This is a genomic window from Nonomuraea sediminis, from assembly GCF_018531495.1.
In the GTDB taxonomy this organism is placed as follows: Bacteria; Actinomycetota; Actinomycetes; order Streptosporangiales; family Streptosporangiaceae; genus Nonomuraea; species Nonomuraea sediminis.
This window is the reverse complement of record NZ_JAHDTI010000010.1, coordinates 42,287-54,922: the sequence shown is the minus strand read 5'-3', so window position 1 is coordinate 54,922 and position 12,636 is coordinate 42,287. Positions and strand designations below refer to the sequence as shown.

Below are 12,636 nucleotides of genomic sequence, written 5' to 3'. Positions count from 1 at the left end.
CCGCGGTCACCGTCGACACGATCGAAGGACCACAAGACCATCTCAGAGAGCAAACATCATGGGCAAGATCCTCAACATCGTCACCAACCAGGGCACCTACGGCGACTCGGACAAGCCCACGGGGCAGCTGACCCACTTCTACGACCTGCTCGAGGCCCACGGATTCGAGCAGGACATCGCAAGCCCCCAGGGCGGCCGGTCACCGGTGGAGCCCCGCTCGCTTGGCCGGCTCACCGCCGACCGCAGTGTGCGACAACGGCCGCAAGACCCGGCATTCATGGCGCGCCTGGAACACGCGCTGCCGGAGCGGTGGGCGGTGTGATGGCCGATAGTGCAGTGTTCTTGGGTCAGTTCCTGCGTCTTCCCGCCACCACCGGCGCGGTGGCGCCCAGCTCTGCTCGGCTCGCCCACGTCGACATTGATTACGCCGAAGAAGTTGATGTCGTCGCTGTGGCCGGGCGAGATGTGCGAAAGGATCTCATCAGGCACGTCCCGGCACTGGGAGCGCAGCTCCAGCATCGCGCGAGAATAATATTCCGTCGTCCACGCGATCACGGAGTTGGTCAGCAGGGTCAGGCGCCACGCCTGCTCGGTCTGCTGCTCCAGGTGCGGCCGGGTGATCGTGCCCTGCTGCGCGTAGTGCAGGTCGCGGCGCAGCGCGTGCAGGCTCTCGTCCTTGTTGAGTTGCCGCGAGATCTTCCTTCTGAAGGCCGGGTCCGACAGGTATTTGGCGAAGTCGGCCGAGCCGCGTCGGCGGCGGTGGGCGCGTTGATCGCGTGGTTCGGGGCCCGCCGCCACCACGGCCCCCTGGCCGACCTACGCGGCCCTCATGGCTAGGCCGAGGCCATCCGCAACGCCAAGGCCGAAGGCGCCGACATCGAGCAGGGCCATCAAGGCTGCGATTGCCGCTGGTCACCCGCCCCGCACGGGTGGAACTCCGGATCACCACTTCCCCCGGCTCGCCCACCCTGACGGGCCGATCCGGTTCACATGCGGGTCCGGGGGATGCGGCTGGGCGACTGGGAGTTCCAGGGGCTGGCGGGCTTCAGCGGCGGCGTCCGCTACCGGATCACCGTCACCGCACGGGGCCCTGCCAGGCTCGATCTGGGCCGGGTGCGCGGCACGGCGGAGGTCTTCGTGGACGGCCGGTCCCATGGGGTCCGTGTGTGCTCGCCGTACATCTTCGACCTGGACCTCGAGGCCCCCGAGAGCAGCCTGGAGATCCTCGTCCTCGGCACGCTGGGACCGCACATGGACGAGGCCGGTCCCACGCACTTCATCGGGAAGGGGCAGCGCGTGAGCGGCCTGTTCGGCCCGGTCCGGCTGGCGGCTACGGGTTGGGGCGCCGGCGGTTCCTGATGAGGTGGTCGAGTTGGTCCTCGAACCAGGCAAAGGCGTCGCGCATCTCGACGAGGCGGTAGTCGGCCTGGTTCCCGGCCGCTGCTATGCCCTGGTCGGCGACGTGGCGCAGGCGGCCGAGCGCCCGGAGTTTCGCCTCCAGGGGGCCCTGCCAGCTTCCTGAGGCGAGCCGGTAGTAGATGCGGCGGTCACCCGGGTGTGACACGCGTTCGAGCATGCCGGCGGTGATGAGCTGCCGGGTGCCCGTGCTCACCGCTGCGGCCGAGAGCCGCAGCCCCTCCTGGATCTGCTGGGCCGACTGCTCGGGCGGATCGCAGACCATCATCCAGGCGGTGATGCGCATCATGGCGCGGGGGATGCCCATCTCCGGGCCCAGCGCTCCGAGCTCCTCGATGAAGGAGTGTTGCCAAGAGGTCATCGCCGTCCTACTGCAGGGTCGGGAAGAGCGCCAGGGCGCTTTCCCGTTCGATCGCCGCCCGATCCTCCGGGGTGAAGCCGGCGTACTCGCGAACACCTGCGATGGTCGAGGGCACGGCCGCCTCCGTGGCGAAGACGTAATCGGTCCCGAAAACGATATGGGAAGAGTGGGCCACGGTCAGCAGGGAAGCGAAGGCGTGCGGCGACGCCGAAAGGGCCGTGTCGTAGTAGAAGCGCCCCAGGAAATGGTCGGGCCCCTCGGGCAGGACGTTCTTCTTGAATCTCAGGTAGTAGCTCAGCTGCTCGGGCATCTTCTCCTCCAGCTTGCGGGAGACCGAGAAGATCTTGCCCATGCCGTCGGCGACGATCGGAGCGGCTCCCTTCAGGTTCGCCAGCATCGAGGCCGTGATGCCCACGCGGGCCGCCATGTACGGCACCGCGCCGCCGGCGTGGGCGAGGATGAAGCGCACGTTCGGATATCTCTTGGTGACCCCGTTCACCATCAGCGAGAACGCGGTCCGCGTGGTGTCGAAGCACACGTCGAGCATCGCCTCCGGCAGGTCCAGATGGGAGTGCTCCCGACCTGGAGGGGACTGCGGATGGACGAACACCACCGCGGCCCTGCGGTCGAGCTCGGCGAAGAGCGCGTCGAACTTCGGGTCTCCCAGGTAGTAGCCGTCGTAGTTGGTGAGCAGCACCACTCCGTTGAGCCCGAGCTCGTCGAGGCCGTAGGCGAGCTCGTCCAGCGCGGCATCGGCATCGGGCAGTGGCAGCGTGGCGAAGGCGCCGAACCTTCCCGGGTGGTCCTTGATCAGGGTGGCGCAGATCTCGTTCGTCCGGCGTGACAGCTCCCGTGCCACGGCCAACGCGTTGTCCTGCTCCTTGAAGTACACGCCTGGCGCGGAGATCGACAGGATCGACGTCGAGATCCCGTGCTCGTCCATGACGTCGAGCGTCTTGCCGGCACTCCATTTCGGCAGCCGTACTCCTAGGCCCTCGCTGACACCGAGCTTGGACAGGGTCTGCGTGTATTCCTTGGGGACGATGTGGTGGTGTACGTCGATCAGTCCTCGGCCGTTGTTCATTTCTCTAGTTTCTGAAATCAGTGAAACTTGTCAACCCTCCGGTGCAGAGCCCTGTCTCGCTTCAAAACTCGTTCACGTGGTCTGAACTGGTGTTTCTTCGGGTGATCTAGGCGGCTCGGTGGTACTCGTTGATCGCTCCGCTGAGCACTCTTCGGCGTCGAATCCGACCTTCCAGCGGCACGATGACTTGTTCGTCTTGCTCAGGTGGGCATTGCTGGCGGGACTGGTGAGGCCGATGCCCGTTGTAGTGCTCGGCATACTCCTCCAGGACCGATCGAAGATGCCGTTCGTCGTAGATCAGCATCCGGTCCGTGCCTTCAGCTCGGAGGGTGCGCACCCAGCGTTCGGCCTAGGAATTGGCTCGTGGCGTCCCGGTCACGGATGAGGAACCGGAACGAGCTGGCCCTTCGCCCGAGATCCGGGAGCAGATTGCGAGCCTGCTGAGCCGTCCACGCGCCGCTGGGGTTGGCGGTTACGCCCAGGATGCGAACCGCGTCGCCATCTCCATTACGAACAACACATAAAGGCGCTTCAAGAAGATCGTGTCGACGTGGAAGAAGTCGCAGGCCAACAGCCCTTTGGCCTGCAGGCGTAAGAATGTCCGCCAGGAGGTGTCGAGGCCTCGGGGAGCCGGTCTGTACGACGATGCCACGCCAACAAGGTGCCCCAGCCGGTGAGCCCGCAGCACCGTCGGGAGGAAGTGGGCCAATACCGCCAGGAGCGCTCGATCAGCCCAATCCGGCTTCGGTCGGACGATTTGACGCTTCAACACGGCCACCTCATGCCGCAGCACCATGATCTCGACGTCCTTGAACGACTGACCACGTCCCAGCAACACCAGCCAGCCGAACACCCGAATCAGGGTCAGATACAGCAGACGAACCGACACAGACCGCGATCTTGCCCGCACGGTGGCTGAGGTCAAAACCACAGATCAAGCAGCCCGCAATGAATTCTGAAGCGGTACACGTACACGGTGAGCCAGTGGCCGTAGCAGGCCGGCACGTCCCGCCACGGCGCTCCGGTCCGGATCCGCCATCGGATCCCGTCGATCAACTGCCGCCTGCTCCACTTCGGCGGACGCCCCTTGCCCGATACGGCAGGCAGATGCGGCTCCAGCGCCGCCCACTGCGCGTCAGTGAGGTCATGCCGCCTCGTCACCACTACGCCGGCCACGAGGTCTCCGGTATTTCGTTCTTCTTGGTCGTTGAACCAACTACCGGAGACTTCTTCGTTCAACGATCACCGACACGCCTCACACACGTGATCTTTCGAAACACGGCCTAGCTAGCTGTAGGGAGCCAGGCCGGCTGCGAGGGCGCCGTAGTGGGTGGACAACCCCGGTTGCTGGTTGACCGAGCGGGCGGAGATCGGGACCAGCGCGTCCATCATGGCCCTGACGGCGCCGGCCCGGCGCTTGGCGTCGGCCGGGGTCTCCTGGCCGGACAGGCGGTGCAGGGCCTTCAGCGCCACGGCGACGCTCCGCGGCAGGCCGATGCGGTACTCCTCCACCTTCTGGGTGGACAGACCTGCCGGTTCCCCCGCGACCAGCGCGAACTTCCTCCACAGTGCGGCAAGGCCGTCGAGGGCGGCCAGGTCGAGGCCCACCTGGGCCCTGCTCCAGTCGGCGGCGGTCGGCGCCACGGCGGGCATCTCCTTGATCTGACCGGCGATCCCCAACACCTGGCTACGCTCCTGCGGCCGGTCATGGGTCGTGAGCAGGTCCACAAGGGTGCCCTTGAATGAGGCCAGCTTGCCTGGGACGGCGGATGCGGCGACCAGCGTCCGCGCGATGAGGTTGCCGAGGTCCAGCGGAGGCGTCGCGGCGAGACCGTACGGGATCCGGAGTTCGTCGGCGCCGGCGTCGTACACCAGATCCGCGCCGACCGGGAGGAGTATCGGCTGCAGCCGCTTCAGTGCGTCCTTGATGCCGGAGAAGAACGCGGCGAGGGCATCGGTCGTCACCCGGTCGTCGTCGCTCAGCGTGACCTTGAGCGTGCCGACCCGCTCGCCGATGACCTTGCGCTCCCGGAGGGAGGTCTCGATGCCGTAGAGCATCGACTGGGCGGACGGGTCCCTCTCCCACTCCTTGACCAGGTTGGACCAGGCGACCGTTCCGTCGACCCGCTTGCCGAAGTCCCGGTAGTCCTCGGCGCGCAGCCACGCCCTGTTGATCACGATGTCCGCCCAGGCCAGCGCCGGTCCGACGGTGATGCTGGGCATCGCGCGGAGCGCCTCGCGCTGGGCTGGCACCCGTCCGATCTCCCGGTAGTACCCCGGCGGCTTTTCCTCGATCGTCTCGGCGAGCCGTGCGGCGGCCTCGGCGTAGGTGTCGGCGTTCTCGGTCCCGACCGCGCGGGCCAGGCAGCCCTGCGCCCAGGTGTGCCGGTAGGTGTAGTCCCTGACGGGGAAGGTGTCCTTCTCCAGGAGCGTGTGCGCCACCTCGTGCATCAGGTCGATGGCCCGGACGGTCCGCGAGACGGGGTTGGCGGCGCTGACGAACTCCGCGCGCACGTCGATGCGCGCGTAGAGCTTGCCGGAGTCGTCGGTCCCGGTGGCGGCGTTCGCGCCCATCGTCGCGGGGAGTGTGTCGTCCACCACGATCTTCTCGGCCTTCGTCAGCTCCTTCAGCCTCTTGAGCAGCTGGCTGAATCGCTGGTGGAAGTCGTCGTAATCGAGGGGGTCGTCACCCCAGCCGTTCAAGATGCCCGTGGCAGTCAGGGCCTGGAGGCTGCCCGCGGCCACGATCGCGGCGACGTTGCTCTGCACCGCCGCGAGCTCGATGCCTTCCTCAGTGGTGAGTCCCCGCCCCATGTCCGTTTCCCTTCGTCGTCGGCCGCGCCCCACCGATGAAAGACGGCCCACCGAACCCGGTCAAGAGCGGTTTACTTCGAGGATTCGACGATGCCGGTGACGTCAGTGATCGCTATGGTGCCCGAGCCGAGGTCTCCCTGGTGTGCACGCGAGTCCAGCGATACGTCCCGGTTGTCGCCCATGATCCAGATACGTCCCCGGGGGACGCTGATGTCGAAGTCGCGCGCCGAGGCGGGGTTGGCCGAGACGTAGGGTTCCGACAGTTGCTGTCCGTTCACGACGACCCGGCCGTCGTCGCAGCAGCGTACGGTGCTTCCTGGCACTCCGATGACGCGCGAGACGTACTCGCCCTCCATACCCGGCCATTGCTTAGGGTGGTAGATCACGATGTCGCCGAGCTTCGGAGCGTAATGATCATCCGTTGTTCGGATGGTGAATCTCTGGCCTCGCTTCAGCGTCGGCGCCATCGCATCGCTCTGCGCGGTGAAGTTCCGCCGACCTGTGAGCTGGGTGACGAGGCCGCAGCCGGCCAGGGATGTCGCCAGTGCGGCGGCGATGAGTAAGCGCAAGCTCGAACGGCTCATCGGAGCATCATGTGGCGAACTCTCCCGGCTTGGCGGCTTGATCGTCGAGGGTGCCGTAGGTGGTGGCGCGAAAGAGGAAGGACGCCCAGGAGCGGTAGGGGCGCCAGGAGTCGGCCAGCGGCCACATCGAGGATGTGAACGCGCCGCGATCTCCATCACGAACAGCACGTGCAGGTGTCTTAAGGAAATCGTGTCGATGTGGAAGAAATCGACGGCCAGCAGCCGCTTGGCCTGGGCGCGCAGGAAGGACAGAAGATCATTGACACCCGCGCCAGCTGCCCGGAGGGGCGCGAGGTGCTGGATGAGGACGTGGCCCGGCTCTCGCCGCTCAAGCACGTCAACCTCAACCTGGACGAAGTTGGCGACCCGAAGGACCTCAACTGAGCCTTCTGCGGCTGCGGGAAGTATGTGGGCGTAGCGCTATGTCGTGTCGGTGCTGGTCGGGTGGGCTGCTATATCCGTTTTGCGGCAACAACCTGTGTAATGATCTGCCGTATTCGAATAGATTTATCCCATTTTCCGGAAATGGGGGAGTGATCGCGGTAGCCCGAACGATGGGAGCACGGTGTTCTCGAAGCGGGTCATGGCGCAGATCCGGTCGCCTGCGAGGGTGAGGACGAACAGGCCGGTCCCGTGGCGGATGCCGGTAGGAGCGCGCAGGTAGGCTCCGAACGCCGGCTGGCCGTTGGCGCGCGTCGGCACGAGGTCGAACCTGCGGCCTGTGCCGAACATGCTGGCGCAGAAGCTGGCCACGACGTCTCGGCCCTCGTATTCGAGGGGCAGCGGTGGCATGGACATGAAGACGTCGTCGGTCAGCAGGGCCACCAGCGCGTCGATGTCGGCGGTCTCCCAGGCGTGCACGAAGTTCGCCACGATCGCATCCTCGGCGGGTGAGTCGGCGGCGGGAGGCGGTTCGCGGTCGGCGATCGTGGACCGGCGGCGCTGTAGGCCGGCACGCGCCCGCTTGAGGGCGCTCTTGACCGATTCGACGGTCGTGTCCAGCATGTCGGCCACCTCGTTCGCGTGGAATCCGAGGACGTCGCGCAAGACGAGGACGGCGAGTTGGCGAGGCGGCAGGACCTGAAGGGCGGTCACGAAGGCCAGAGAGATGGATTCGGTCTGCTCGTAGCGAGCCTCCGGGCCGAGGGGATGGTTGATCGCACCTTCGAGGAGGGCGTCGGGATATGGCCCCAGCCAGACGACTTCGCCGAGTCGGGTCGGCTCGGGCGGTTCGACCTCGGGGATGTCCCACTTCTTGGCCGGGCGTCGGCTGGCCGAGCGAAGCGAGTCGAGGCAACGGTTGGTGGCGATCCGGTAGAGCCAGGTGCGGAGCGAGGCACGACCGTCGAACCCTGCAAGACCCCGCCAGGCGGCCAACAAGGTGTCCTGGAGGACATCCTCGGCGTCCTGGAACGATCCGAGCATCCGGTAGCTGTGCACCTGTAGCTCACGGAGATGCGGCTCGGTCAGCGCTCGGAACGCCTCGCCGTCCCCAGCTCGCGCCCTGCTGATCAGGTCGGCTCTCGCCAACTCCACTCCGGTCACCTCTCTCCTTCACTTTGTCGAGCTTCCATCCTGTATGGACGCCGGCCGAGGGGCGAAGGGGGCGGTTGATGAGCGCCCCCTTTCCCGACGTCGCGGCGTCTAGATCAGTGGTGGCCGACAACTCCAAAGAAGGGAGAACTGCCATGGAAAAGATCGTCATCAGCGAGAACGTCTCGCTCGATGGAGTCATCGTCGATGTCGGCCGGCCAGCGCCTCCTTGGGGTCACCGTCCTCCACCCCGCGCGCCTCACTACGCGCGCAGGGTGGAGGCGCTTGACCCGACGGCAGACCCGCCCGGTTCGGGCAGTCTGCCCATGGCCGGCATGGATGACCAGCGGCAAGGCGGCCGGAAAATCACGCAGCTCATACGGACACACGCCAACATCACCGCCACTTCGAAAGGGCATCGCCAATGACCATGACGAAAAGGCAGCGCTGGGTACTCGCGCTGACATCGACGGCATCGCTGATGATATTGCTGGATGCCCTGGTCGTCACCACTGCCCTACATGCGATCGCGCTGGATCTCCATGCCTCCATTGCCGAACTGGAATGGACCGTGAACGCGTACACCCTGCCGTTTGCCGTGCTGCTCATGGCCGGCGCGGCCCTGGGCGAACAATACGGCCGCAGACGAGTCCTGGTAGGTGGACTGGCCCTGTTCGGGATCGCCTCCGCGGGTTGTGCGCTGGCACCGAGCCTGCCCTGGCTCATCGCGACCCGCGCGATCCAGGGCGTCGGTGCCGCCGCAGTGGCGCCAGCAGCTTTGTCCGTGCTGTCGGTGGCGTTCGGACCCGAACAGCGGCCGCGAACGTTGGGATTGTTCGCATCGATCACCGGGCTGGCCACGCTCGGGGGTCCGCTCGTCGGCGGAGCGATTGTGCAGTACCTGACATGGCAGTGGATCTTCTGGATCAACGTACCCATCGCTGCCGTGCTGGTCCCCTTGGTTCTGGTGCGGCTCGAGGAGAACGCAGGTTTCCCGCGCGGTCTGGACTATGTCGGGATCGGGTTGGTGAGCGCAGCAGCGTTCGGACTTGTTTGGGGTTTGATCAGAGGAAACGAATCCGGTTGGGCTAGCGTCGAGGTCGTCACGGCGCTGTCCGGCGGCGCGATCGCGCTCGTCGTATTCGTCGGCTGGGAGTTGCGTGCCGACGCCCCGCTGATACCGATGCGTTTCTTCGCAACGCGCGCCTTCTCCGCTGGCAATACTGCCGGGTTCCTCTTGTTCGCATCCACCTTCAGCGGCGCGTTCTTCTTTGCCCAATTTCTGCAGGTCGTACTGCGGCACGGTCCGATGGCCACAGGATTGTTGCTGGCACCGTGGACTGTGGCACTCTTCGTGGTCGCGTCGGTCGCGGGTAGGCAAGTAAACAGAATCGGCGCGCGGCCGCTGGTGGTGGCCGGGCTGCTGCTGCAGGCTGTCGCATTTGGGTGGATCGCGCTGATCGCCGGGCCTGGGTTGACCTATCCGCCACTGATCCTCCCATTCGTGATCTCCGGAGTCGGCATCTCGTTGGCGATCCCATCGGCGCAGAGCGCCGTCATCGGGGCGGTACCGATAGCGGCGATCGGTGCTGCTTCGGGTACGTTCAACACGGTCCGCCAGCTCGGCGGAGCCTTCGGGATCGCGATCACTACAGCGGTTTTCATGACCCGGGGTGGACTCGGCTCCGCGAAAACATTCAGCGACGGCTTCGGGTCTGCCATCGCAACAGCGGCAGCACTGGCCTTCGCCGGAGCGGTCATCGGACTTCTCCTGCCCCGGCGTACGGCGCGAACCACTGGCCACACCGTAACTGCGCCCGCTTCCCAGCAGGCATCCACCCGGTAGGCGAATGACTACGTGACCATCAGCGCCGATTTCGCAACTCGGACCGCACATGTCACGGCTACGTAGCCGCAGTCGATCCGGACATCAGGTGACGATCCCCCCAAACATGCGGCTGTGAAATCGCCCTGGCAACTGACCGTGACGATGATTCCCGTCTGGGTTCTACGCGAGGCCCTCGGCGATGAAGGCGAGGGTGAGCTCCTCCAGATGACGGCGGATGGCCTCGGGTACGTCGCGCATGGGTCAGTGCCTGGGTGAGCATGGCCATCCCATGCACGGCGGACCAGACGGGATACTCGACGCCGTCCCGACGCATGGACGCCCTTCTCGTTGATCCTGATGACGGTCGCGAGCCTCCTGCCGTCTGAACCCAATAGCTTCACGCGTACCGAAGCGAGCTGCGCGGAATGGAAGAGGGTCTCGAAAAGGAAACCATTCGGAGCGCCCTCGCCGCATGGCTGCGCCGGCACCGCGTCCTGCTCCCTGGGGTGAGTGTGCTCGCAAATCCTCTCGTGGTCAGGTGTTCGTTAGTTCGGTTGTCGACGTCACGTTTGGTGCCGCGCTCAATAGCCGATGGTGAAGCGGCGCTGTACGAAACGCGGAAGCTCCACTTCGTCGAGAACGGCGACGGCTGCGTCCTCGGCGGATATGCGACTGCGCCCCTCGGCGTCCATGACGGGTTGGTCACCGCCGATCCGGAAACGGCCGGTGCGTTCGCCGGGGGCGATTTCCACGGCTGGACTGAGGTAGGTCCAGAGCCGGTTGGAGGTGCGAAAGAGGTTCAGCGCGTCGCCGTGACCGCGCATCGCCCCGGCATATTCCCTGGGCAGGCCGAAGCCGTCGATCGCGGCATTGAGAAGCTCGTCGGAGTCGGCGAACACCAGTCCGGGCTTGACCTCGAGACTCGCGGCGCCGCCGACGACAATGAGCCGGACCCGGGCATAGCCTTCCAGTGCGTTCAGCAACGCGGCGGCTGCCCGGGCGTAGATGCCGGGGTTGGCGATGGCGCGCGCCACGGCGTCAGCAGGGTCGTTGGCCGCGTTGCCGGCTCCGAATCCGCTGATCAGGACGTCGAGGCCAGGTAGGACCGCGGCGATACTGCCGGCATCGGTGACATCGATGTTCTTCCATCGGATGTTCTCACGACTGTCCTGAATGCTAGAGACGTCGCGACTGAACGCCGTGACCTGGTGCCCGCGCTCGAGCGCCTCTGTGACGATTCGGCTGCCGATAGTGCCGGTGGCACCGATAACTCCGATTTGCATGATTCTCCTGTTTGTGCGGAACGACCAACAGACGGTTACGCTGTAATTGATCGCTGAACAACCCCCAGGGCTTCCGCCTCGTCTTCAGCGACGCGGTTCCGGGCTACAAGGCGCCCAAGGGCGGTCCGGCACCCGACGCCACACGGCGGATTTGCATTGGACTGACGGGCCTCGCCGCGGTCGCGTGGACCCACGCCGAACATCTTCATCAAAGCGGCAGCTTCGAATGGTCCGATTTCGATCCCGGCCTCCGTAGCGAGGTCCGCGCGGCCTTTCCGACCTGCCACCCGCCGCGCTGGCGCTTGCTTTGCGCATACGCGGACGTCTGCACGGACTGGTGTCGTTACAAACTCTTCGACGAAGAACTGGCCGAACTGCTGCACGCGCTGGCCCTCACCAGCGCGACCCGGCCGTGAGCTATTCATCGCCGATGTCGTCGCCCGGGCCGTAGCAGTATCTGTTCCGGCCTTGTCGGCGGACTCCGCAGATGTCGGCTGCGATACGGAACAGTTGAACGCGTTCCGATGGCCAATTCTCTAGCTCGTCGTGGTATTCGAGTGCACGACGGTAGACCTGCTGAATCATGTGGTCGGCGGCGTCGGCTGAACCGAGCATGAGTTGGCAGAACAGCCGCAGCTGTGCGTGCTGGGCGATGTTTTCCTGTTCGGACATGCCGTTGCCTGGTCAGAGTCCGAACAGCGGAAACAGCCCGGAGCCGTGGAACGCGACGATTCTGTTGACGCCCTCAGCGATGGTTGTCAATACGTGCAGTGCGTGGGGGTGGCGCGCACCGTCGTGGCCGCGGGCGTACACCGCGAAGGCGGGCTGTCCATTGGCGGAGGTGGCGACCAGTTCGGCTGGTCCGATTATCCGCATCTGTCTGGCAAGGAAGGCGAGGATGGTGTCGCGGCCTTCGAACCAGGTCGCGATTGGTGGCATTTCCCATCGTGCGTCTTCGGTCAATACCGCGACGAGTTGATCGACGTCCGCGGTTTCGAATGCGGTGACGTATCGGTCGAGCAGGGCTCGCTGCCGTGGTTCGGCCGGTTCGGTCAGACGGTCCTCGCTGAGCGGAACCTGGGCTCGGGCTCGCTGGAGTGCGCTGTTGACGGCCGCTGTTGTCATCTCCAGCAGTTCCGCGACCTCGGTGGTCCGCCATTGCAGCACGTCGCGCAGGATCAGCACGGCTCGTTGTCGCGGTGGCAGCTGCTGGAGTGCCCCCATCAGGGCGAGCCGCATGGTCTGTCGTTGCACCACGACGGTTGCCGGGTCGACCGGTGCGGCGGCGAACAGGAAGTCGGGTATCGGCTGGAGCCACGGTATCTCCGGGGTTCGCTCGACCAGCCTGGCCTCCGGGTTTGTCTCGGGGGCGCCGAGATCGGCGGGCAGCGGCCTGCGTCTGCTTTTTTCCAGCGCTTTGAAACACGCCCGGGTCGCGATGCGGTAGAGCCAGGTCCGCAACGACGAGCGGCCCTCGAACCCGTCGTATGCCCGCCAGGCGTCGAGATAGACGTCTTGCACCACTTCTTCGGCCTCGTCGACCGAACCGAGCATGCGATAGCAGTAGGCGAGCAGCTCGCGTCGGAACGGTTCGCTCAGTCGTCCGAAATCATCGTTGCCGGCCTTAGTCTCAGTCATAGCGTGCATGATCCGCCGATTCTGTTGTGGGTGACGTGTTGTGGCCGCCGTGGGAGTCGATACTCGAGGCTTTTGGCGGGTCCGGCCGATTGTCG

At 65.6% G+C, this 12,636-nt stretch carries 16 protein-coding genes and 1 pseudogene; 5 read left to right on the top strand and 12 right to left on the bottom strand.

Annotated features, from left to right (window positions below; genetic code table 11):
* The first annotated feature begins 58 nt into the window (after positions 1-58).
* Positions 59-322, top strand: a complete 264-nt coding sequence (locus tag KIK09_RS58210) for a type 1 glutamine amidotransferase family protein (RefSeq protein WP_250574279.1) — start codon at positions 59-61, stop codon at positions 320-322.
* A 164-nt stretch (positions 323-486) separates the two neighbouring features.
* On the opposite strand, the pseudogene KIK09_RS60710 reads toward KIK09_RS58210, so the two are convergent.
* Positions 487-798 (bottom strand): annotated as a pseudogene (locus tag KIK09_RS60710) (Tn3 family transposase); the annotation flags it as partial.
* 192 nt (positions 799-990) lie between these two features.
* Here KIK09_RS60710 and KIK09_RS34865 point away from each other — a divergent pair.
* Positions 991-1,359, top strand: coding sequence for a hypothetical protein (locus tag KIK09_RS34865; protein ID WP_214323701.1), 369 nt, complete (start codon positions 991-993; stop codon positions 1,357-1,359).
* On the opposite strand, the gene KIK09_RS34860 is transcribed toward KIK09_RS34865, so the two are convergent.
* The 7 genes from KIK09_RS34860 to lepB form a co-directional block, all read right to left on the bottom strand.
* The gene (locus KIK09_RS34860; RefSeq protein WP_214323700.1) at positions 1,331-1,777 is read right to left on the bottom strand and encodes a GbsR/MarR family transcriptional regulator; all 447 of its coding nucleotides are present in this window, start codon (positions 1,775-1,777) and stop codon (positions 1,331-1,333) included. The genes KIK09_RS34865 and KIK09_RS34860 overlap by 29 nt on opposite strands.
* Positions 1,778-1,784: 7 nt before the next feature.
* Positions 1,785-2,861 carry an amidohydrolase family protein gene (locus KIK09_RS34855; protein WP_214323699.1) on the bottom strand — a complete coding sequence of 359 codons (1,077 nt, stop codon included), beginning with the start codon at positions 2,859-2,861 and terminating at the stop codon, positions 1,785-1,787.
* Positions 2,862-2,967: 106 nt separating this feature from the next.
* Positions 2,968-3,198 (bottom strand): integrase core domain-containing protein, encoded by a 231-nt coding sequence (locus KIK09_RS60705; RefSeq protein ID WP_214323698.1) that lies wholly within the window; start codon positions 3,196-3,198, stop codon positions 2,968-2,970.
* A gap of 135 nt (positions 3,199-3,333) precedes the next feature.
* Positions 3,334-3,750 carry a hypothetical protein gene (locus KIK09_RS34845; protein WP_214323697.1) on the bottom strand — a complete coding sequence of 139 codons (417 nt, stop codon included), beginning with the start codon at positions 3,748-3,750 and terminating at the stop codon, positions 3,334-3,336.
* 32 nt (positions 3,751-3,782) lie between these two features.
* Positions 3,783-4,100 (bottom strand): transposase, encoded by a 318-nt coding sequence (locus tag KIK09_RS34840; RefSeq protein WP_214323696.1) that lies wholly within the window; start codon positions 4,098-4,100, stop codon positions 3,783-3,785.
* 48 nt (positions 4,101-4,148) lie between these two features.
* Positions 4,149-5,675: a hypothetical protein gene (locus tag KIK09_RS34835; RefSeq protein WP_214323695.1), complete on the bottom strand. Its 1,527-nt coding sequence runs from the start codon at positions 5,673-5,675 to the stop codon at positions 4,149-4,151.
* Between the two features lie 71 nt (positions 5,676-5,746).
* Complete coding sequence (gene lepB / locus KIK09_RS34830; protein ID WP_214323694.1) at positions 5,747-6,259, bottom strand: signal peptidase I; 513 nt, start codon at positions 6,257-6,259, stop codon at positions 5,747-5,749.
* A gap of 198 nt (positions 6,260-6,457) precedes the next feature.
* Here lepB and KIK09_RS34825 point away from each other — a divergent pair, with 198 nt between their 5' ends.
* Entirely contained in the window at positions 6,458-6,643 is a 186-nt protein-coding gene (locus tag KIK09_RS34825) for a transposase (protein WP_214323693.1), read from the top strand.
* Positions 6,644-6,766: 123 nt separating this feature from the next.
* Here KIK09_RS34825 and KIK09_RS34820 read toward each other — a convergent pair whose 3' ends face one another.
* Complete coding sequence (locus KIK09_RS34820; RefSeq protein WP_214323692.1) at positions 6,767-7,795, bottom strand: sigma-70 family RNA polymerase sigma factor; 1,029 nt, start codon at positions 7,793-7,795, stop codon at positions 6,767-6,769.
* 152 nt (positions 7,796-7,947) lie between these two features.
* On the opposite strand from KIK09_RS34820, the gene KIK09_RS34815 reads away from it, so the two are divergent.
* A complete protein-coding gene (locus tag KIK09_RS34815; protein WP_214323691.1) occupies positions 7,948-8,220 on the top strand; it encodes a hypothetical protein in 273 nt (90 codons plus the stop codon).
* Positions 8,217-9,638, top strand: coding sequence for a DHA2 family efflux MFS transporter permease subunit (locus tag KIK09_RS34810; protein WP_214323690.1), 1,422 nt, complete (start codon positions 8,217-8,219; stop codon positions 9,636-9,638). Before KIK09_RS34815 ends, KIK09_RS34810 begins: the two co-directional genes overlap by 4 nt.
* A gap of 563 nt (positions 9,639-10,201) precedes the next feature.
* Here the strand turns inward: KIK09_RS34810 and KIK09_RS34805 are convergent.
* From KIK09_RS34805 to KIK09_RS34795, 3 genes are all read right to left on the bottom strand, one after another.
* Positions 10,202-10,903: an NAD(P)-dependent oxidoreductase gene (locus KIK09_RS34805; RefSeq protein WP_250574277.1), complete on the bottom strand. Its 702-nt coding sequence runs from the start codon at positions 10,901-10,903 to the stop codon at positions 10,202-10,204.
* Positions 10,904-11,320: 417 nt separating this feature from the next.
* Positions 11,321-11,575 (bottom strand): hypothetical protein, encoded by a 255-nt coding sequence (locus KIK09_RS34800; protein ID WP_214323689.1) that lies wholly within the window; start codon positions 11,573-11,575, stop codon positions 11,321-11,323.
* A 12-nt stretch (positions 11,576-11,587) separates the two neighbouring features.
* On the bottom strand, positions 11,588-12,550 hold the full coding sequence (locus tag KIK09_RS34795) for a sigma-70 family RNA polymerase sigma factor (protein ID WP_214323688.1): 963 nt from the start codon (positions 12,548-12,550) through the stop codon (positions 11,588-11,590).
* Between the last annotated feature and the right edge of the window lie 86 nt (positions 12,551-12,636).